General features: G+C 59.8%; 23 protein-coding genes. 1 reads left to right on the top strand and 22 read right to left on the bottom strand.

Going from position 1 to position 17,506, the window contains the following annotated elements:
* Position 1 precedes the first annotated feature (1 nt).
* Together QOL84_RS00705 and QOL84_RS00700 are read right to left on the bottom strand one after the other, a co-directional pair.
* Positions 2-220: a hypothetical protein gene (locus QOL84_RS00705; protein WP_283435793.1), complete on the bottom strand. Its 219-nt coding sequence runs from the start codon at positions 218-220 to the stop codon at positions 2-4.
* A gap of 271 nt (positions 221-491) precedes the next feature.
* Positions 492-749, bottom strand: coding sequence for a DUF6555 family protein (locus QOL84_RS00700; protein ID WP_283435792.1), 258 nt, complete (start codon positions 747-749; stop codon positions 492-494).
* Between the two features lie 557 nt (positions 750-1,306).
* Between QOL84_RS00700 and QOL84_RS00695 the strand changes: the two genes are divergently transcribed.
* Positions 1,307-2,032, top strand: a complete 726-nt coding sequence (locus QOL84_RS00695; protein ID WP_283435791.1) for a hypothetical protein — start codon at positions 1,307-1,309, stop codon at positions 2,030-2,032.
* A 27-nt stretch (positions 2,033-2,059) separates the two neighbouring features.
* On the opposite strand, the gene QOL84_RS00690 is transcribed toward QOL84_RS00695, so the two are convergent.
* The 20 genes from QOL84_RS00690 to QOL84_RS00595 form a co-directional block, all read right to left on the bottom strand.
* On the bottom strand, positions 2,060-2,854 hold the full coding sequence (locus tag QOL84_RS00690) for a DNA adenine methylase (RefSeq protein ID WP_283435790.1): 795 nt from the start codon (positions 2,852-2,854) through the stop codon (positions 2,060-2,062).
* A 150-nt stretch (positions 2,855-3,004) separates the two neighbouring features.
* On the bottom strand, positions 3,005-3,547 hold the full coding sequence (locus QOL84_RS00685; protein ID WP_283435789.1) for a lysis system spanin subunit: 543 nt from the start codon (positions 3,545-3,547) through the stop codon (positions 3,005-3,007).
* On the bottom strand, positions 3,529-4,092 hold the full coding sequence (locus QOL84_RS00680; RefSeq protein WP_283435788.1) for a glycoside hydrolase family 19 protein: 564 nt from the start codon (positions 4,090-4,092) through the stop codon (positions 3,529-3,531). The genes QOL84_RS00685 and QOL84_RS00680 overlap by 19 nt, the downstream gene beginning before the upstream one ends.
* A gap of 57 nt (positions 4,093-4,149) precedes the next feature.
* A complete protein-coding gene (locus tag QOL84_RS00675) occupies positions 4,150-5,199 on the bottom strand; it encodes a phage late control D family protein (protein WP_283435787.1) in 1,050 nt (349 codons plus the stop codon).
* Between the two features lie 95 nt (positions 5,200-5,294).
* Positions 5,295-5,501 carry a tail protein X gene (locus QOL84_RS00670; RefSeq protein WP_283435786.1) on the bottom strand — a complete coding sequence of 69 codons (207 nt, stop codon included), beginning with the start codon at positions 5,499-5,501 and terminating at the stop codon, positions 5,295-5,297.
* Positions 5,476-6,321, bottom strand: a complete 846-nt coding sequence (locus QOL84_RS00665) for a phage tail protein (protein WP_283435785.1) — start codon at positions 6,319-6,321, stop codon at positions 5,476-5,478. The genes QOL84_RS00670 and QOL84_RS00665 overlap by 26 nt, the downstream gene beginning before the upstream one ends.
* A gap of 12 nt (positions 6,322-6,333) precedes the next feature.
* Positions 6,334-9,033 carry a phage tail tape measure protein gene (locus QOL84_RS00660; protein WP_283435784.1) on the bottom strand — a complete coding sequence of 900 codons (2,700 nt, stop codon included), beginning with the start codon at positions 9,031-9,033 and terminating at the stop codon, positions 6,334-6,336.
* Between the two features lie 145 nt (positions 9,034-9,178).
* Entirely contained in the window at positions 9,179-9,490 is a 312-nt protein-coding gene (locus QOL84_RS00655; protein WP_283435783.1) for a phage tail assembly protein, read from the bottom strand.
* Between the two features lie 11 nt (positions 9,491-9,501).
* Positions 9,502-10,005: a phage major tail tube protein gene (locus QOL84_RS00650; protein ID WP_283435782.1), complete on the bottom strand. Its 504-nt coding sequence runs from the start codon at positions 10,003-10,005 to the stop codon at positions 9,502-9,504.
* A 12-nt stretch (positions 10,006-10,017) separates the two neighbouring features.
* Entirely contained in the window at positions 10,018-11,184 is a 1,167-nt protein-coding gene (locus tag QOL84_RS00645) for a phage tail sheath family protein (protein ID WP_283435781.1), read from the bottom strand.
* A gap of 103 nt (positions 11,185-11,287) precedes the next feature.
* The gene (locus QOL84_RS00640; protein WP_283435780.1) at positions 11,288-11,713 is read right to left on the bottom strand and encodes a tail fiber assembly protein; all 426 of its coding nucleotides are present in this window, start codon (positions 11,711-11,713) and stop codon (positions 11,288-11,290) included.
* Positions 11,714-11,722: 9 nt separating this feature from the next.
* On the bottom strand, positions 11,723-13,330 hold the full coding sequence (locus QOL84_RS00635; RefSeq protein WP_283435779.1) for a phage tail-collar fiber domain-containing protein: 1,608 nt from the start codon (positions 13,328-13,330) through the stop codon (positions 11,723-11,725).
* Positions 13,323-13,931, bottom strand: coding sequence for a phage tail protein I (locus tag QOL84_RS00630; RefSeq protein WP_283435778.1), 609 nt, complete (start codon positions 13,929-13,931; stop codon positions 13,323-13,325). Before QOL84_RS00630 ends, QOL84_RS00635 begins: the two co-directional genes overlap by 8 nt.
* Entirely contained in the window at positions 13,928-14,815 is an 888-nt protein-coding gene (locus tag QOL84_RS00625; protein WP_283435777.1) for a baseplate assembly protein, read from the bottom strand. Before QOL84_RS00625 ends, QOL84_RS00630 begins: the two co-directional genes overlap by 4 nt.
* Positions 14,812-15,138 (bottom strand): GPW/gp25 family protein, encoded by a 327-nt coding sequence (locus QOL84_RS00620; protein WP_283435776.1) that lies wholly within the window; start codon positions 15,136-15,138, stop codon positions 14,812-14,814. The genes QOL84_RS00625 and QOL84_RS00620 overlap by 4 nt, the downstream gene beginning before the upstream one ends.
* A 5-nt stretch (positions 15,139-15,143) precedes the next feature.
* Positions 15,144-15,395 carry a hypothetical protein gene (locus QOL84_RS00615; protein WP_283435775.1) on the bottom strand — a complete coding sequence of 84 codons (252 nt, stop codon included), beginning with the start codon at positions 15,393-15,395 and terminating at the stop codon, positions 15,144-15,146.
* A gap of 51 nt (positions 15,396-15,446) precedes the next feature.
* Positions 15,447-16,022 carry a phage baseplate assembly protein V gene (locus QOL84_RS00610; RefSeq protein WP_283435774.1) on the bottom strand — a complete coding sequence of 192 codons (576 nt, stop codon included), beginning with the start codon at positions 16,020-16,022 and terminating at the stop codon, positions 15,447-15,449.
* Positions 16,019-16,531, bottom strand: coding sequence for a hypothetical protein (locus QOL84_RS00605; protein WP_283435773.1), 513 nt, complete (start codon positions 16,529-16,531; stop codon positions 16,019-16,021). The genes QOL84_RS00610 and QOL84_RS00605 overlap by 4 nt, the downstream gene beginning before the upstream one ends.
* The gene (locus QOL84_RS00600; RefSeq protein WP_283435772.1) at positions 16,524-17,189 is read right to left on the bottom strand and encodes a hypothetical protein; all 666 of its coding nucleotides are present in this window, start codon (positions 17,187-17,189) and stop codon (positions 16,524-16,526) included. The genes QOL84_RS00605 and QOL84_RS00600 overlap by 8 nt, the downstream gene beginning before the upstream one ends.
* On the bottom strand, positions 17,186-17,506 hold the full coding sequence (locus QOL84_RS00595; protein ID WP_253485135.1) for a head-tail joining protein: 321 nt from the start codon (positions 17,504-17,506) through the stop codon (positions 17,186-17,188). Before QOL84_RS00595 ends, QOL84_RS00600 begins: the two co-directional genes overlap by 4 nt.

Here is a 17,506-nt window from a genome sequence, read left to right as displayed (position 1 = left end):
CCTATAACCGCCTTAGTCGCATAATCGCAGCTGTAAGCGCTTTCGCGTTTGCGTCCAAGGTTTCCATAGCCGTAACCGCGTTAGCAGCCACATTCTCCACGCCATTCTCTGAAAACCATTTGGTGACCTCTTCTATCGCCGCCCCCAAGGCATGCTGGTTCTGCAGAATCAAAGTCAGAGCATCAGCCGTGGCAATGTTGGAGTCAGAATCATATGGCATGGAATTCATCCTTTGAGTTGGGTTCGCAAAGCTTAGCTCATGGCATCACCGGCGAAACTCAGCCACACATTCGGCAGGCGCCATTTCTGCACCAAAACAATGCACCAGTCCCATCTCAGTCCCATATGGCCTTTTTTCGGACGTCAAAAACCACAAACCCCCGACTTTCTCTAGGAAAATCAGGGGTTTGCGTTTACTGAATGTGGCGGTGAAGGAGAGATTCGAATTCACCTGCACGGAAAACGCCTTTACGACGGCCCCCCCTCGTTATTCATGTAGCTTGTTCCTCCTCCCAGGCGAGCGACGCCGATTCTCTCCATTGCACATCTGTCACTCCAAAACGTTCGGCCATAGGTTTTGAGAACCGCTTTAAGGGAGGGCGACCAGGCTTTGGGATGGGTGTAAGGCCAGCGTCACAGCTCGCCCATTGCCAAGCTTCTACATTGTTCATCAGCTTAGTCCTGATGACAAAGCTCTTCGGTTTACCGTGCAACCGGTAATCGATCACATACAAATCCACTTGCTTCATGAGCCCTCCTATTCCTCATGTTCAAGTGATTTCCGCTGCAGAAAAAAATTCAAAGAAATTGTCCGACGATCTATTCGCAGCAGATCACCTTCGCCGCTTTGATAGGGTCACAGTCATCATCGATTATGAGACCAGCGGGTCGTGGCGTGAAAATCAGAGAAGAATTTACAGCCTACGTCGTTTCCTGATCGCCTCTGTGAGGACCGCTGCAATTTGGCCAAGAGTTCCATCGCCGTTGTCGCATGAACGGCATTGTCCCCTGCCCCATTTGCTGACCTCTTCTATGGCCGCGCCTAGGGCATGTTGGTTATGCAGAATGTATGTCAGCGCTTCGGCCATGGCGAGGTCTGAGTCATATGGATGTGAGCCCTCATGGAGAGTTCGGTACACGGAAGCCTGGTCATCGTAGGGCGTACGAAGATCAATGACGCTTTTGGAAGTCTCGAATTCCGCACCGAAACAGCCCCGACAAAGCAACTCGTCGCCTGCCTGTCGCCAGGTAGCACTAGCTCCTTTACTGTATGCATATACAGCACACTCGCAGCGAATCCCGCTTTATGAATTTCGACCAAGCTAAAATTCTCCGACTCCAGCGTTGGCGCACGACACTCAACGATCAGGACTTCCGTATGCAAAACCCGGAAGGCCATCGGCAAACACTTCACGAAATGTCGGCGGCGCTACTCGATGAAGGTCTGATCGACCAACTGGAACAGTTCGACTTGAACGACAGGGCAAACGCCGCCTATTGGCACGCCGTCGAAGAGCTGCAGAATTCGCCAGGTCACTACCGCGGTGCATCGACGTACGACGTTGTACAGATCGATAATGGGAAACTACTAGGCACGATCAGCCGATCCATCTTCAATTTTGCCAATGACCAACCGCTAGGAGCGTCATTCGCCTATGACGGAAAAATTTACTCAGATTCGGACGGAATAAGACTAACGCTCGGTCTTTCACGGAAGGTCGGGACGATCTCCGGTTTGGTAATGGAAATGAATGGTCGCCGTTACCAGTTGGTTGAGACTGAACGAATGATCGCTGGCGTCACCCACCACCCGCTTTCTGATGCTGACACTTACCGGGCGTTAATAGATACAGCGCAGGTCGCTCAAGAAGAGCGCGATCTGCGCGCCTTCGAAAAAGTACGACCTTACATCGAGTCGGCAGCTTTCTGCATTTGCTCTGCCTGCCTCGATCGCTTCGGTGCACGTGATGACTGCCCAACTTGCGAGGGAAAAGGCTTTGTAAAAAAGCCAGCGCTAGCAGTTCTACGCTGAAAACATCACGCGAGGGCATGGTGACAGTTAAAACAATCCGCCCAACGCTATCGGCTCCCAATTCATGATCACCAGCTCGCCACTGACTTCAGCCTTCCCTTGCCGCTGGTTGGTGTTGCTGTAGCGGATGTCCAAAGTTTCGAAGTGGAAGCCTTCGAAAACGCGACGGATGTCGGGATGGTCGTTGATGCTGACCATCACTTTGCCTTTGCTGCGGCGCATGAAGTCCGCCATCCGTTCGTAGTTCTCGCACGGGAAGTCCACGCCGTAGCCGGCGGTCTGCCAATAAGGCGGATCCATGTAGTGAAAGGTGTGAGCGCGATCGTAGCGCTCTGCGCATTCAAGCCAAGGGAGATTTTCGACGTAGGTGCCGGACAGGCGCTGCCACGCGGCCGAGAGGTTTTCTTCGATGCGTAGCAGGTTGATGGCCGGTGCGGTGGTCGCCGTACCGAACGTCTGACCGGAGACCTTGCCGGCGAAGGCATGGTGCTGCAGGTAGAAGAATCGGGCGGCGCGCTGGATGTCGGTAAGGGTTTCAGGGCGGGCCATCTTCTGCCATTCGAACACCTGTCGCGAACTGAGCGCCCATTTGAACTGGCGTACGAATTCTTCGAGATGGTTCTGCACGACGCGGTAAAGCGTGACCAGGTCGCCGTTGATGTCGTTGAGGACTTCGACCGGCGATGACTGGGGCTTCATGAAGTACAGCGCGGCACCGCCGGCAAAGACTTCAACGTAGCATTCGTGTGGCGGAAAAAGCGGAATGAGGCGGTCGGCCAGGCGGCGTTTGCCGCCCATCCAAGGGATGATGGGTGTAGACATTGATAGCAAGACCTTTACTGTATGGATGAACAGGTGCTAGGCTCGCCGCGCTTTGTGCACGGAGCAAGAGCCTTGGCTGGACTTGCAGGGACCATCTGCAGGGAAGGCGGTCGATCTGGATGTTGACGCATCCGGACCGGCCGCTCTTTTTCACTTCGGTGTTGAGACTTCTTTTGCGTATGCCTGACAGGCCGCGAGGGCTATCAGCCCCCGGTCACCGTCATCGGTGACGCCGATAATTCGTTGAGCATGCGCTGGGTCAAGTTCGGCTCTTGTGGGGCCATGAACCACGCCGCCGGTGGCGGTGGTGGCTGACAGCGTTCCGTTGCCGGCGCCGGTGGTGGCGTCGAGTAGGACTGACAGGCGCAGATCAGCAGTGGCAAGGCGGTCGCGCAGGCGACCTTGATCACGTTGGGCATCACTCAAGGCTCGGTAATGGTTTTGTTCGCTGGTAGCCAGGCGCTGCTCGAGCGCAAGGCGTTTGTCCTGTTCGGCACGCTGCTGCGCAACCGTGGCCAGGGCCAACTGGTTAAAGGTTTCGGTGTGCAGTCGGGCCTGCTCTGCGAGCTGTTTGCCGTAGCGCCAATCCTGTAATTGCCATGCGATGGCGGCGGAGGCACCGGCTAAAATGGCCAGCAGCATGCCTTTGGCCAGCAGCCGATACGGCGTCGGGATCAGTTCGCTGAGACGCATAGCACCGCCCTCGCCCGCCCCCATAACTCCAGCCGATCCTGCAGGCCATTGAGGCCACCGTTGATCCTGCGGGTGATCGTGTTGAATTCGTTTTGATCGGCCAGCGCGTTCAGCCCATTCACAGACCAAAACCATGCGGCCGACTCGGCGGCCCACTGCGGCAGCTCCAGCAGCTCAGGCGTACGCAGCAATCGCTCGTCGCCGAACAGCGCCAAGCTGCAGCGCAAGTAGTTGTCGTGGCCAGTGACCTGGATCAGGCCGCGACCCCGATAGCGCTGGCCATCACCATCCGCTGCCGGTGTGTTGCCCAGTTTCGCAGCCAGGCTGCCGGTGTCGTATTTGCTTAGGTATTGATCGCCACCCAACTCCCGGACGTACTGTAGCTGGCCCGACTCATGACCGACTTGCGCCAGAAACGCGGCTTGGCGCTTTGGGGTGTTGATCTGCCGGTGGGCCATGGCTGCGTTGAGGGCGGATACAAACACGCCCGTTTGGCGTCGGGCGTTGGGCATGATGCGTTGCAGCTGTTGCTCCGTAATTGACATACAAACTCCAGACATGAAAAAGCCGCTCAAGGCGGCGGATGGATGCGACTAAGCGCTTTATGCGAGGCTGACGACCTTGACCGGCTTGGCCGGCTTTTTCCCCTTCTTGCCCTTGGCGTTAGCCTTGCCCTTCTTGCCGCCGTTACATTCAACGGTGGTCGACCAGCCGGATTGGGTGTACGTCTGCTGCACCGATTCGGCTAGAAACTCGCCATCAAGCCCGACCTTGAAGCCCTGAGCGATGATCAGGCATTCCGCAAACAGATCTGTACGCCCGGCCATTTCCAGCCGCACGCCGGCGGTAGAGCGATTGAACGCCGCCAAGCGCGCCCGAGCTGCTGCCTGGGCGGCGGTCTTGTTCGGGTAGATATGCCGATCGGTATGCACCGCTGGCAGCCCGGCCGGGGCGTCGTCGTTCTCCAGCGACACCACAGCCAGCGCACCGGTCTTTTTGTCTTGATGCTTGGCCCCGACCGCCTTGTGCGAATCGCGATCCTCAAAGTTGAATTGCCAGCGGCTGACGTCGCTTTTGTTGATCACGATCGGCGGCAGCACCTTGCCGCTTGCGCTCTGCCCGCCTTGACGCGGCATGACCAACAACTTGCCGTCGGCAACCTTCGCCGTGCAGTCGTATTGCTTAGCCAGGCGCGTGACGAAATTGAAGTCGGATTCGTTGAGCTGATCGGCCCGCGCGACCTTCGTGCCGACCGGACACGCCGGCGACCAGCCGTTGCGCGCGGCGATATCGCCAACGATCGCCGACAGCGGCACGTCCTCCCAACTGCCGCTGCGCACGGTCTTGCCACTGCCGCGCATGTCGCTCGCCTTGCCCTTGATCACGATCGTATCCGGCGGGCCAGACACCGCGACCCCGTCGACCACATAGCGGCCCAACCGGACCAGCGACGTCTCCTGATAGCCCAGATAGATCTCGATGCCCACGCCTTTGCTCGGCAACGTCACCAGCCCGTCCCGATCGTCAATGCGTAGTTCGAATTCGTCGGACTCCATACCGGCCTTGTCGGTGACACTCAACTGAATCAGGCGGTCATTCAACAGGGCCGTGATGTCGACCCCGTCGACCACAATACGAAAACGCGGCGTCATGAATTTTTCCCAAAAGAAAGCCCGCACAAGGCGGGCCAAATAAGCGGAGCGTTACGCGTAACGCAAAGATTCGCCGGCGAGGACTCCGGACGGGGTCAGTTCCACAAGGTAATCGCCTCGGTCACCGGCTGCGGCAGATCCGGCAACACGATCACCACACCGGCGCGGTAGGGCTGCTCTTCATCGGCCAGCCCCTGATTGGCATCCAGCACCGCCTCGACGCAGCCATTCAGATGGCCGTAATAGTTGTGACAGATGGTATCGAGCAGATCCCCGTCAGATGTTCTGCATGTCATCGCCATAGCGTACCAATTCCAAGGTAAAGGCCTGTTTGCGCGGGATGCCGCCTTGCATCAGCGCGCTCTGTTCTTCATCGACGCTTTCAAGGCACCACGTCCCCAGCACGTCGCCATAACCGGTGGTCAGGGTCAGTGGCTGAAGGTGTCCGCCAATCGCGCGCAAGGTGTCGAGTTGCTTTAACCCGCCTTTCAGGCCCGGCAGGATCACGCCCTTGAGGGTGATTTTCTCGTCACCGATGCCCACACCCTGCTGCGCCGGTCGCCGCGACAGGCGCTCTTGCGAGGCCCAGCGAAACTTGGTCGATCGGCGCAGCTCATCAAACGCTGCCGTGTCCAGATTGAAGAAATACGGCTGCGCTTTGGGGTCTTGCGGCTGAATGATCAGCAGGTGCGGGAACGGCTTCACCGCTTCCGGCGCCGGCGTCTGATCCGTGGCAAAGGCGCCGGTGGGCACGATGTTGGCCAGTGACGGACTGATCTTGCCGGCGATCTTGTTAATGGCCGTGGCGGCCTTGCCGGCCTGTTCCTTCAATACGCCCAAACGTTCCTCCACCTGGGCGACCGCGCGGGTGGCCGTGCCGTACATGGCCACCACCCGCCCCACTTGCGCCTGCGCGGCGTTGATCCCGCGCATGGCCCGCTGCAGCTTTTCCCCGATCGCCTGCCCGACAAAGGGCAGGCTTTCCAGCTCGGACGCGGCGCCGGTGATTTCGCCGATCGCGCCATTCACCGGTGACAGCATTCCGTCCAGGCTGCGCCGGCCGGTCTCGCCCGCCGTGGCCAAATACTTCAGCCCCGATTGCAACTGCCCCAATGCTTCCATGTGCCCCCCTTATCAAACGTGTGGCGTGTCATAGAGCTGATTGCCCCCCATCTGCTTGGCCATGTCGCGATAGTGCTGATCGAGCATTGGCTTGATCTGCGCAAAAAGCTGATTGCCATCCTTCACGTCGCCGTTGACCACCAGCGAAAAAGGCGCCTGAATCGCCACGTTGGATTCGACTTTTGGCGCCGCCGGCGCTGCCGCCATCGGCTTGACCAATGCCCCCGCCGCCGCGTCTGCGCTGGCCGGTGGCATCATCATGTCTTTAGCCGCCAAACCGATCTGCGGCGGTGGCGCAGGCTCCTCCAGTCCGGAGCGGATCACCTTCGGTCGCCGCAACTCCGAACCCGGAAAGCGCACCTTGTTGGCAAAGTGCGGCAACAGCATGGCGTCTTTCGAATTCAGGTCGTGCGGGTCATACGACACCGGCGGCGCCTCCGGAACGGTCGGCGCCATCGTCGCACCGACATCCAGCCCCTTGCCGGGATTGGTCAGCATCAAGGGACCAGTGGCCGCCGGCGCGAACGCCTTGGCCGTAGCGCCCAACGAGGTATCGCCCAACTTCGGCGCCATGTTCTTGCCGGCATCGGTCATCATCAACGGCCCGGCGTCCGGGATTTTCTTCAGCTCCTCGGGCGTGCCGAACATCTTCTTGCCCATGAAACCGCCGAGGGCATCCCCGCCCTGGCTGCCTAGGTAACCACCGATCAAGCCGCCAACGATTGTGCCGATGATAGGAATGGCCGAGCCAATTGCCGCACCGGCGGCCGCGCCGGCCAGCGTGCCCGCCAAACCACCGGCGGCCGCCCCATACCCCTCGGCTTTCTCGTCCTGAGTCTCGGCGTTCTGATAGGTGTCATAGGCCTTGAAGCCCGCGTCAACCACCGCGACCACCGCCGTTCCCTTCATGACCTTGCCAAACTCGCCGACACCGCCACCGCCGGCATTGAAACTTTTGCCGCCGCCTTTGCCGCCCTTCCCGCCTTTTTTGCCTTTCTTGTCTTTTTTGCCGTCGCCCGCATCCAAGTCGCCCGCATCCAGCCCACCACCGCCAACGCCACCGGCGCCCATGTTGGTCACGATCACCTTTTGCGGAATGTTCGGATTGCCCATCAGCGAGCCACGGCCGATGTTCAGCAGCCCCTTGGCCATCTTGAGACCGCTCATCGCCGTCGACAGACCAATCAAGCCGGCAGTGGCCAGACCGATACCCGATACCAGTCGCGGCGACTCGTCGGCCAACCTGGCCAACTTGCCAGCCACAGAGCCGATCCCCTCCGTCACGGCATCCGTCACCGGACGCATGGCGTCGCCGATCGCGCGCATCGAGTCGTCAAGGTTCTGCACCATTTCCGACTGCTTTTGCGCCGAAGACTGCCGGCGCTCTTCCAGGTTCTTATCCAGAATCCCGGTCGCGCTGACCGACTCCTTTTTCAGCTTCTCGTACAGATCCTTGTTCTGCATGAACGCGGTCAAGGCGCCCTTGACCTGCATGTCAGCAAACAGGTCACCGGTGCGCAATGCCGATTCCAGCGAGGCGATCATGGCCTTGGCTTTTTCGGGATCAGATTCCTGGCTGATCGCAGCCGTGGCTTTGGCCATCTCGGCGGCCTTTTTGGGGTCGGTCGCTTCGATGTACTTTTGGGCCAGCGCAAAGCTGGATTCCAAAGTGGACTTGCCGCTTTGCAATCCGGTATTCATCGAACCTTGATAGTCGATGCCGGCCTTTTTGTAGGCCGCGACGGTTTCGCCGGAGCCGATTTTCTCCATCCAGTTCTTGAGGTTGTTCGCCGCCTCGTCCGAGCCGCCGGCGGTCTTCATCTGCACTTGCAGCATCGACCCCAGTTGCGTCACCGAGTCCATGCCGGTAATGCCCAGCTTGCCCATGCCGGCAAGCAGTTCGGGGAACCAGCGCGCCATGTCGGCCGCTTCAAAGCTACCCGCCTGACCTTGGTAGGCGATCGCCTCCAGAGCCTTCTGCATCATCGCCGGGTCGGTGATCTTGGCGTTCTGCCCCAGAGCGTTGATCATCCGCGCGGTTTCAGTACCGTCCGAACCCTGACCCACGGCGAACTTCGCCGCCGTCGGCGCGTAAGACATGGCCTTGTCCAGCTCCATACCGGCGCCCACCAGGGCGTTCACCACCTCAGCCACCTGATTGCGCGCCATGCCCGTATCGCGCGACGTGTCGATCACGGTCTTGGAAAGCGTCGCCTCTCCGGGCGTGTTGGCAATGTTGGCCTTGATCGCAATGTCACGAATGATCGCGCCATAGTCCGCGCTGATCTTGGCCGGAATCGCCATCGCGGCCGACGCGGCGACAGCCTGCCCGACGCTGCTGCGCATCTGCTTCTTGCCTTCGTCGAGCTGCATGTGCCCTTTGGCTTTCAGCTCGGCCCCGCGCGCCGTCCTGCCCATCTGAGTGTAAGCCTTGCTCAGATTGCGGACTTCGACGCCTTCTTTCTTCAGCGCGGCGAGATTGGCTTCCAGCTTTTTGCGCAGGGCATCGGCACCCTTCTCACCCGCCAAATGCGCCTTGCGCCACTCGTCACGCAGACGCATGGTGTCGCCGATGGTCTTTTCAAGAACCCGGGCGCGCTTGCCGGTTTCCTCAAGTTTCTTGATGCGGCCGGTGACGTCCTTGAACGCCGCTCCCACCGTGGAACTGACCGCCCCGCCAATGACCAGCCCGAGCGCAAGTTTATTGCTCATGTGCGTGCCCTACCTTGCTCAGTCGAAAGCGGCTCAATCCCTGAGCCACCACAGCATCCGGTCAAAGGGCATGGCCTCGATCTCGGCAGCAGAGAAACCCGTCTCTCTCGCCAAAGTCTTGGCCGCTACCCGTTGGGTCTCGGCGTTAAAGCTCATCCTCTTCGACCAAGCGAAAATAGCCGGCCTGCAGGCGGTTGTAGTTGCGCGTAGTCAGTGCCGCAATCTCGGCCTCGGTCGCCTGCATCAGGCTACAGAACATGTTGATTTCGAGCTGCTCATAGTCGCCCTTCGCGCCCGCCGAAGCGGCACGCTGATCGCGCACGGTCGGCGCGCGCATGGTCATTTTTTCGACCTTGACGCCGCCGAATTCGACAGCGCCTTTGAAGGTGATAACCGCCCCTTCGTCGGACACAGACAGCCACGATGGAGCAGGTTTTTTTGCGTTTACTTCAGTCATTTTCTAATTCCTTACATGCCCAGGGCCGAACGTTCGGCAGCCAATTGATCAACGCCATCCACCACAAAAATCACGGCGAGCGGATCAACTTCGAACATCACACGCCCGTCGATTTCGAGCTTGTAATAGGTGATCTTCACGCCGTGCTTGATTTCACCCACGGTCGACGGCTTCCAGTCGCCCATGTCCACTTCTTTCAAACCGCCGCGCATGGTGACGATCACCGGCGTCACGCGGCCTTTCAGATCCGCGAAGGCGCCACGGAACACCAGATTGGCCGCCGTCTGGTCAGCCAGACCGAAGAACTTCAGCGCCTCGCGGCGCACGCCATTGGTGGTAAAGGACGACTCGATTTTTTCCAGACCCACAGCGAACTCGATCGGGGCGAACATGCCGCCGCCTTGGTAGTCCTCGACTTTTTGGGTCAGCTTGGGCAGCGACAGCGTCGGCACGTCGCCGGAGAAGCTGACACCGTCGACAAACAGGTTCATGTTCTTCAGAACTTGAGGAATCATTGATAAGCCCCCTTAGGCTTCAAGCACTTCGGTCAGCCACTCGTTAGTGACCTCGATCATGAAATTCGGGTTTTCCGCCGGCGGCACGTCGGTGAAGCGGATACGCCAATACACTTTGCCCTGCTCGATCTGGCTGGCCGTGTTCTGCTCGGTGTCCGCGTACACCTCAAAGTTGATGATCGCGCCGGCGTTCTTCTGGTCGCGCATGAACGCTTGCAGGCCTTCGGTCACGTCCTTGACGTAGGTCTTGGTGATCGAGCGGTCGACCGCCCACTTGTGCCCCGCCTGAATCGCATCCATCAGGATGTCGCAGGTACGCACACGGGTGACGAACGCCCATTTCGAATCGCTCGACAGCGTGCGGTTGCCCCACAGGCGATAACCGCCGTCGCGAATGATCGTGGTGATATTGGCGTTATTAAGCAGGTTCGCCCGGCAAGTGGCGTCGCCGTCCAGGTACTCGACCGGGCGCGAGGTGCCGGTGATACCGACAAATTCCTTGTTCGATGGCGAGGCCCAATAGCCGTAAGTCTCGTCAGTCCAGGCGAACAGCCCCGCAACCCACGCCGAACCCGGCGCGTCGATCGTTGCACTGATGACCGTGTCCCAGAACTGCACACCCGGATCGACCAGATACAGGCGCTTACTGCCGAAGTTTTCGGCGTACTCAATGACCGCTTCGTCAGTCGTGTTCGGGCCGTCGATGATCGCGATCGCGCGCAGCTTGCCGGCCAATGCATCCATGGCCGTCGCGATCGCTTGGGTTGCCGAATGCTTCGGGGCGATCAGCAGCTTGGGTTGCGCGTTGTGCTTGCTCTTGCCATCGAGCAGCGCTTGCAGGCCGGTACGCTGACCCGAGGCCAGCACGCCGCCGATGATCGCCGAGGTTTGCAGCGCGGCGTCTTCCAGCTTGGGCACGCCGATGGCGACGATCACCGCTTTGGCCCGCACATAGATCGCCTGACAGGCCTTGGTGATCGCCGAGTCAGCACCGAAGGCCGCGATCGCCTCGCGCACGGTCGTGATCAGCATCAGCTCGCCGGCCTTGGCCGTGCCGCCGCCGAGAACGCCCGGGGTAAAGGTGTCGCACAGACCAATGATCGAGGACGACGGCAGCGAGATAGTGCGCGCACCGGTGTCAATCAGCGTGGTCGTGACGCCGTGAAAAAAACCACTCATAAGGGTCAATCTCCAGAAACGAAAAAGCCCCGCATTAGCGAGGCTGTGAGGGTGTTCGTGTTACGCGTAACGGAAAAGAAAACGCCCCGTCAGTGCGGGGCGTTTATTGAAGCGGCTCGGTCATCCAGAGCGGGGCAATCGGCCGATGATCAGCGAGCGGGAATTGCTCCCCTTGTGGCCAGTCGCGCAACTGCCGGCGATACGCTTGCATCTCGGCATATTGCTCGGCAGTGATCGAGGTCGGATCACCCTGCTCGATCTCGTCGCGATTGCGGGCCACCAGCGGATCAGTCAAAGCCAATTGAACATCACGCCACATACGCTCAGCAGCGACCAACTCATCAGGGGCAGGCAATTGCGGATCAGCCAGCACGGGGACGCCATCGTCTCCCCACTCAATAACCTTGCCCTGACCCTGCCCAGCGAGCAGCTCGGCGTGATACTTGGCCGAGATTTCAATCACGTCCGCCGGCATGACGGCGTGCACTGCGGGATCATAGAACCCGCGTTTTTGCTTCGAAGAATACATACCTACCCCTTAGTAGCCGATGGCAAGCCAGTTGTGCACCAATGGGGCGGCCTGCGGGTTGTAGATGTTGAACCCGCTCAGCGTCTGCGTATTCACGCCCGTCATGTAATAGTTGGCTGGAGAGGTCAGCCAGAACCCCAGAGTCACGCCCAGGCACGCATTAGGGAACGCCGTGTAAAACACCACCGGGTTGTTACCCACAGTCGTCGACGTCGCCTTCACACCCCACTGAATGATCAGTCCGCCGAGCCAGCTCGGAAACGCGATATACCCATTGGCCCCCCGATTCACGGAGAAGCCGAATCGCAGTTTTTTCGGCGTGACGATCGTGGCGTCATCGACACCCGCGTCTGTCAGTGCCTGCGTTGCGATCTTGGCCGTGCCGAGCTTGATTTCGGTCGCCTGCGTAGCCAGCGCCGCGAGCGCGGCGATATCAATGTTTCCCTGATTGATCGGCGCATTCCAGGCCTTAATGCACCAGATCACTGTCAAGTTGCGCGGACGTGTTCCGCCAAAGGCTAATTGATCGCTGTTAATAATTGGCGAGCTGGCATTGATAGTCGACACGGTGTACTGGGCGCCCGGATAGTCCGCAGCATTTACCGCGTCGTATCCCATATCAGACAACGCCGTGTCCGGTGACGTGGCGGCGTTCCTGTCCGAGACTGTCGATATCGCAGTGCCTATGTCAAAGACGTGTTCGGATGCCTTTTGCCAGCTACCAATCGCACGGCCCGCATCGACACCACGCCCGTGATCCCAGCCACGCAGAAACTCGCCGCGCGACTCCGGAAGGCGGAAATTGCCAGCCCCTTCATTACTCTTGTTGAAGGCCGTTCCGAGGAACGCCGCCAGATCGGGATAGACAGCAATGCTCTTGACACTGCCATCCAGCTCCAGAAAGCCGGGCGCGACCTTGTCCAGCGGAAACGCTACTGTGGCGCCCACTGGCAACGCCGAGGCCTGGGCAATCATCGCCTCGATCTCGGTCTTGGTGTAAGTGTCTTTAATGCCCATGCCGGCGAGCGTTTCCGGGTTATCACCCGACACCACAATTCCCCGATCGTTGGTCTTGATCCGCGTCCACTGTCCCGGCGTCTTGTTCTTCGGCAGCACTTCCAGAATGGCCGCATCGACGTAGGCCCGCGAGGCCAGCACGATCGCTGGGTCAATCTTGAGCTGAATGCTGCCGGTACTGGTTACGATGAAATTCATGCGCACGATTTGCGTGCGCCCCGAACCCTGCGACAGCAGCGGCTTGAAGCTCGGCGCGCAGTTGGCCACCGCCACCAGATCCCCGTCCGCGTCATACAGACCTATTTCGCGGATCCACTTACCGCCCTCATCGGCGGGAATGATCTGCTCGGCGATGATCACGGCCGGGTTGACCGGGTCGATCTTCAGTTGGTTGAGCGGCTTGCGGCGCCACTCGTTGAGCAACTTGGTTTGTCCGGCCGCCGGCACCGGGTTGGGCGGATCAGCCAGCCCGTTTGGGTTGGCATCACCCACGCCCATTTGCGTGATCAGCCAGGGAATGCCGAGCGCGTCGGCGTTCGCCTGCTTGGCCATCCCCACGTTCGTGAGGATCGCGAAAAACTGCGAATTCGCATCAATCATAATAAACGTCCAGGGTGTCTATGGTGTGTTCGCGACCGACCACGCCGAAGCTGCCGGTGACCTCGATGTCACGCATAACGGGCGGGTAAACGTCGATTTCGTCGCCTTCGTAAAGGGACACGGCAATATTCAAATCGCCTTGTGTTTCCAGGCTGATCGCCAGCCCGGTCAGATGCCGCGTGACGGGCTTGGCGTCGTCAATCAGGCGCACTAGCTCCTGATACATTTCTTCGGTGATGCCGGTGTCGAGAACACCGACCTTCAGCGCGAAGGTGCCCGGCACACCCTCGGGCATGGTGTTGAACCACTCGACAATCTCGATCAGATAGCCCAGCGGCTCGACGACCCGGCGCAGCGCGCCGATCGTGCCCTTGTGCTTGTGGATGTAGAAAGACGCCTTGATGGCCGCGCGCTTGGTTGCCTCAGACCATCGGTAATCCCAGCGATCGACAGACCACGCCCACGCCAGATGCGGCAACAGCTGAGCCGGGCAAGTGTCGGGGTCGTACAGCGTGCGCAGCGGGACAATTGTGCGCTCGTAGAAAGCCGCCTCGATTGCCCGCTCCAGTGGCGTGCTATTGCTCGGCAGAAGGCTCTTCATGCTTCCCCCGCCAGCTTCACCGCGTAACCCGTACAGAACGCCGCCTGCGCCTTCGTGGGGGCCAGATCGACCCATCCGATCAGCTCAACCCGCGAGACGCCGGCAATGTGCAACTGCGCATCCACCGCCGACCGGGCCACCTCAACCCCCAGCCGTTTGCGTGGATTGATCCATGCCGCCAGTCGTCGCTCGGCTTCCGCCCGGCTGGCTTCGCCCTCAGGCCCCGCACTGCTCATGTGCAAAATGGCATCAATGCTGTAGTCGAGGATTTCCGCGCTTTGCACCGTGACCCGATCGGCGAGCGGCCGAACGTCTTCGTCATTCACTGCCAACCGCACCACGTCCAGCAGCTCGGCGCTGGCCTCGCCTTTTCCCTCAGTGCTAAGCACCGTTACCGTAACGTTGCACGGTGATGGACTTTCAGCCGAGGCGTCAGCCACCAGCCCCGAGGCGTTGCGTGTGTGCAGGATGTAGCTGTTACGCGGCCCCGCCGTGGTCAACCCCTCGTAAGCCAACTGGATGCGCTCGCGGTACGGGTCGTCTTCCTCCAGCACTTCAGGCACCGGCGGCGTGACGGTCAGATCTTCGGCTTGAATCACCAGGCGCGGCAGATTGACGTTGCCCCCAAGCTGATCAAGATCACTCTTGATCGCGTAGGCCAACAGCAGCGCCTTAGCCGCGTCGTTGACCCGGGCGCGGTTGCCCAGCTTGATATAGGCCCCCGTCTCCAGCAGCTTGACCACCGGATCGGATTCCATGTTGGCCGTCCAGTTGTCGCCCAGGTCGACCCGAAAGGTGCTGAGGCAATCTTGATAGGTCAGCTCATAATCCAGCGGTTCCAGCACGTCCGGCGCCGGCAGGGCGGACAGATCCAAGACACTCATGTACTCACCTCGGCCACGAAGTCGTTGCCCAGGTACTTGCCGGCAACAACAAAATCAATCTTCCCGCCCAGCACCGCTTTCACGCGGACGCTCCCAAGCTGCACGCGCGGCTCCCAACGCTCAATCGCGCGTGCGGCCTCGGCTTGAACCGAGCTTTTCCACCCGGCGTTAACCGGCAAGTCCACGTAACTACGCACCTTGCTGCCATATTCAGGACGCACCCGGCGGCTGCCGATCGGCGTGCTGAGGATGTCGCCGATGGACTGAATGACGCTCGGCAAATCGGCAATGGGCTGGCCGGTGTGGCGATCCATTCCGATCATCTACGTCACTCCAGGGGTTCAATTTCGGGATGGGATTTCAGGTAGGTGAACGCCTGTTCATCGGACGCCGACACCTCGACAGTGGCCTTGACCACCGACAGCGTTCGATTCGTTCCAGGGATGCACAAGGTGCGCGAGGTGAAGACCGTATCGCGGAACTTCAACAGCAGATCCGGCGTTTGAAGTTGAGAGGTCACTGATTGACGAATCGGTGACGGTAGTGGCTCATCGATCGCTTGCTCATTGTTCTTGGCCATGGGTTTCCTCCGGGCATAAAAAAGCCCGCACTGAGCGGGCTGGATGGGTGATTAATGCTTGTGGTGATTGTCGCTACTGCCGACGGCCATGATGTTCGCGTCGCCGTCGATGTTACCGGTGACGTGTAACGTACCGTCGATATTGACCGGCCCCTTGATGTTCACAGCGCCCTCAACATCGATCGTTCCCGACTTCACTGTCACCGCGTTATCCGTAACGACGAGTTCTGTACTGCCGACTTTGATCGTCACCGTGCCGGTCGGCAGGGTTATGGTGTAGCTCTTGGCCTGCCAGTCGTAGACCAGCGAACCGCCATCATCAAAACGCCAGACCTCAACGTGGTCGCGGTTGTCTGGCTGGGCGCCGGCATTGCCGTACAGCCCCGGAATGAAAGTGCCCATGCCGGCCTGACCGCTTGGGTTGAACAGCACCCCCTGCTCACCAGGACTCGGTGCGCGCCAGTGCCGCGCCTTGCCGGCGGCGAGGCTGTGCCAGCGCACCCAGGCACTTGTCCATTCGCCACTCGACACCCGCACAGTTCCTGCCGGTAGATCGACCCCCACCACTACGCACGGCATCAGCATGGCCGCGATCATGCGGTCATGCTCTGCACTGGCGTAACTCATGGCAAGTCCTCCGGTGCCAACACAATTTCCACCGGAAAGCCGCCGTTCTCGGGAACCACTTCGGGATCATCTGACCAAGGCCAATCCTCCGCACCCAAATACAGCTTATGGGTCCATTCAACGACCCATACGGTGTAGCCATCCAGCTCCGGCTTGGTCCAGTCCTGCATGGCCTGAACGAACTCGGCAGGCTCGACCGCAACGCCCCACGTTTGCAGGCGCAACAGCACCGCCAGTTGGGCGGCTAAGTGTGCGGCCTGCTGACAATGCTGCGCACGAATCGGATCGACGATGATCCGCGCTTCAAACCTGCAGATCAGAGATGTCTGCCCGGTACCGATGTCAGTACCGGGTTCCATTTCTGCCATTTCAATGAACACTGCAGGCAGCGCAATGCGATCCTTGATGTTGGGCCATGCGGTGACTGCTTTGACACCTGGCAGATGGGTTGATAGCTGCCGTTCGATTGCCTGATAAAGCTCATCAAGGGTGAATGGTTCGTCAGACATTGGCCGCCCCCTTCAGGTACTTTTGAAACTCAAAGTTCAGCTCCTGCTGCAGGATTTCCAGCAAACGGCCATGGGCGCGCTTGACCCACTCGTCGAAGTGCGGACGGGCTCCCTCAAGCGAAACTTTGGCCTTTGCCAGTGGAAAGCGACTGCCGTTCTCCGCGACCCATCCAGAACTGGCACCGCCCCTCGCCGACGCTGTCGTATCGGGGTAGTCGTTCGAATTGAAGTGCTTGCTTGCGGTACGGATCCAGATGTCGGGCTTGTTGCCGTAGACCTGTTTGAGGAAAGCGCCTTGATAACGGCGCCCCGCCACCGACACGCCGCCGCCGTTTTGCCGTGCGCGACCGATCCGGCTGGACTCAATGGAGTTCAGTCCAAACCACAATTTACCGCTTGCGGCTCTGCCGGCGACCGGGTAGCTGCGCAAGCGCTGACGCACCGCTGCTACGGCAATGCGCTCCTGCCGGCCCACCGCACGCGCAATGTGAGTGCGCAGCCACCCTAACGTTTTGTTGATGGCTCGACGCTGAGCAGCAGCGGCAGCTTTCGGCACCAATGCAGCGAAACCTTCAAAGGCTTGCAAATCTGCCGCCGAAGACTGAATCGTCAGCATCCCGCCGCTTGCCGAGGACTTGTAATAACTGCCGACGCTCATGCTCGCATCCTCAAGATCAAAGCGACCAAACCGTCTCCGCTCGGCTCCAGTTGCAGCAGATCGTAGTCACCGCCGCCATCCAAAGCAGGCAAGTCGACGCTGACCAACATGCCCTGTTCCAGACCTTGCGAATCGCTGACACGGATTTCGAAGCGCGGCTCGCGCAACCCGGTGTTGAGCTTGCCGAACTTGGGTTGCAGCCAGGGCGCGGCAAACATGCCGAACACTGGCTCTTCGCGACCTTCGATCCGTGCGGTATCGCCCAGCGTTTCGAACACCACCGCGTCGACTTCGGCGATCAGATCGCGAAAGCCCAT

Source organism: Pseudomonas helmanticensis (assembly GCF_900182985.1).
GTDB lineage: Bacteria > Pseudomonadota > Gammaproteobacteria > Pseudomonadales > Pseudomonadaceae > Aquipseudomonas > Aquipseudomonas helmanticensis.
This window is presented reverse-complemented; position numbering and strand designations above follow the sequence as displayed.

Excerpts from the sequence above, each read along its gene's own strand:
- QOL84_RS00615 (WP_283435775.1), bottom strand. The coding sequence starts at position 15,395 with ATGGCCAAGAACAATGAGCAAGCGATCGATGAGCCACTACCGTCACCG.
- QOL84_RS00680 (WP_283435788.1), bottom strand. The coding sequence starts at position 4,092 with ATGTCAATTACGGAGCAACAGCTGCAACGCATCATGCCCAACGCCCGA.
- QOL84_RS00660 (WP_283435784.1), bottom strand. The coding sequence starts at position 9,033 with ATGAGCAATAAACTTGCGCTCGGGCTGGTCATTGGCGGGGCGGTCAGT.
- QOL84_RS00625 (WP_283435777.1), bottom strand. The coding sequence starts at position 14,815 with ATGAGTGTCTTGGATCTGTCCGCCCTGCCGGCGCCGGACGTGCTGGAA.
- QOL84_RS00665 (WP_283435785.1), bottom strand. The coding sequence starts at position 6,321 with ATGGAAGCATTGGGGCAGTTGCAATCGGGGCTGAAGTATTTGGCCACG.
- QOL84_RS00640 (WP_283435780.1), bottom strand. The coding sequence starts at position 11,713 with ATGTATTCTTCGAAGCAAAAACGCGGGTTCTATGATCCCGCAGTGCAC.
- QOL84_RS00675 (WP_283435787.1), bottom strand. The coding sequence starts at position 5,199 with ATGACGCCGCGTTTTCGTATTGTGGTCGACGGGGTCGACATCACGGCC.
- QOL84_RS00630 (WP_283435778.1), bottom strand. The coding sequence starts at position 13,931 with ATGAAGAGCCTTCTGCCGAGCAATAGCACGCCACTGGAGCGGGCAATC.
- QOL84_RS00605 (WP_283435773.1), bottom strand. The coding sequence starts at position 16,531 with ATGTCTGACGAACCATTCACCCTTGATGAGCTTTATCAGGCAATCGAA.
- QOL84_RS00650 (WP_283435782.1), bottom strand. The coding sequence starts at position 10,005 with ATGATTCCTCAAGTTCTGAAGAACATGAACCTGTTTGTCGACGGTGTC.
- QOL84_RS00595 (WP_253485135.1), bottom strand. The coding sequence starts at position 17,506 with ATGGGCTTTCGCGATCTGATCGCCGAAGTCGACGCGGTGGTGTTCGAA.
- QOL84_RS00700 (WP_283435792.1), bottom strand. The coding sequence starts at position 749 with ATGAAGCAAGTGGATTTGTATGTGATCGATTACCGGTTGCACGGTAAA.
- QOL84_RS00690 (WP_283435790.1), bottom strand. The coding sequence starts at position 2,854 with ATGTCTACACCCATCATCCCTTGGATGGGCGGCAAACGCCGCCTGGCC.
- QOL84_RS00610 (WP_283435774.1), bottom strand. The coding sequence starts at position 16,022 with ATGAGTTACGCCAGTGCAGAGCATGACCGCATGATCGCGGCCATGCTG.
- QOL84_RS00635 (WP_283435779.1), bottom strand. The coding sequence starts at position 13,330 with ATGATTGATGCGAATTCGCAGTTTTTCGCGATCCTCACGAACGTGGGG.
- QOL84_RS00620 (WP_283435776.1), bottom strand. The coding sequence starts at position 15,138 with ATGATCGGAATGGATCGCCACACCGGCCAGCCCATTGCCGATTTGCCG.
- QOL84_RS00670 (WP_283435786.1), bottom strand. The coding sequence starts at position 5,501 with ATGGCGATGACATGCAGAACATCTGACGGGGATCTGCTCGATACCATC.
- QOL84_RS00655 (WP_283435783.1), bottom strand. The coding sequence starts at position 9,490 with ATGACTGAAGTAAACGCAAAAAAACCTGCTCCATCGTGGCTGTCTGTG.
- QOL84_RS00695 (WP_283435791.1), top strand. The coding sequence starts at position 1,307 with ATGAATTTCGACCAAGCTAAAATTCTCCGACTCCAGCGTTGGCGCACG.
- QOL84_RS00705 (WP_283435793.1), bottom strand. The coding sequence starts at position 220 with ATGCCATATGATTCTGACTCCAACATTGCCACGGCTGATGCTCTGACT.
- QOL84_RS00600 (WP_283435772.1), bottom strand. The coding sequence starts at position 17,189 with ATGAGCGTCGGCAGTTATTACAAGTCCTCGGCAAGCGGCGGGATGCTG.
- QOL84_RS00645 (WP_283435781.1), bottom strand. The coding sequence starts at position 11,184 with ATGAGTGGTTTTTTTCACGGCGTCACGACCACGCTGATTGACACCGGT.
- QOL84_RS00685 (WP_283435789.1), bottom strand. The coding sequence starts at position 3,547 with ATGCGTCTCAGCGAACTGATCCCGACGCCGTATCGGCTGCTGGCCAAA.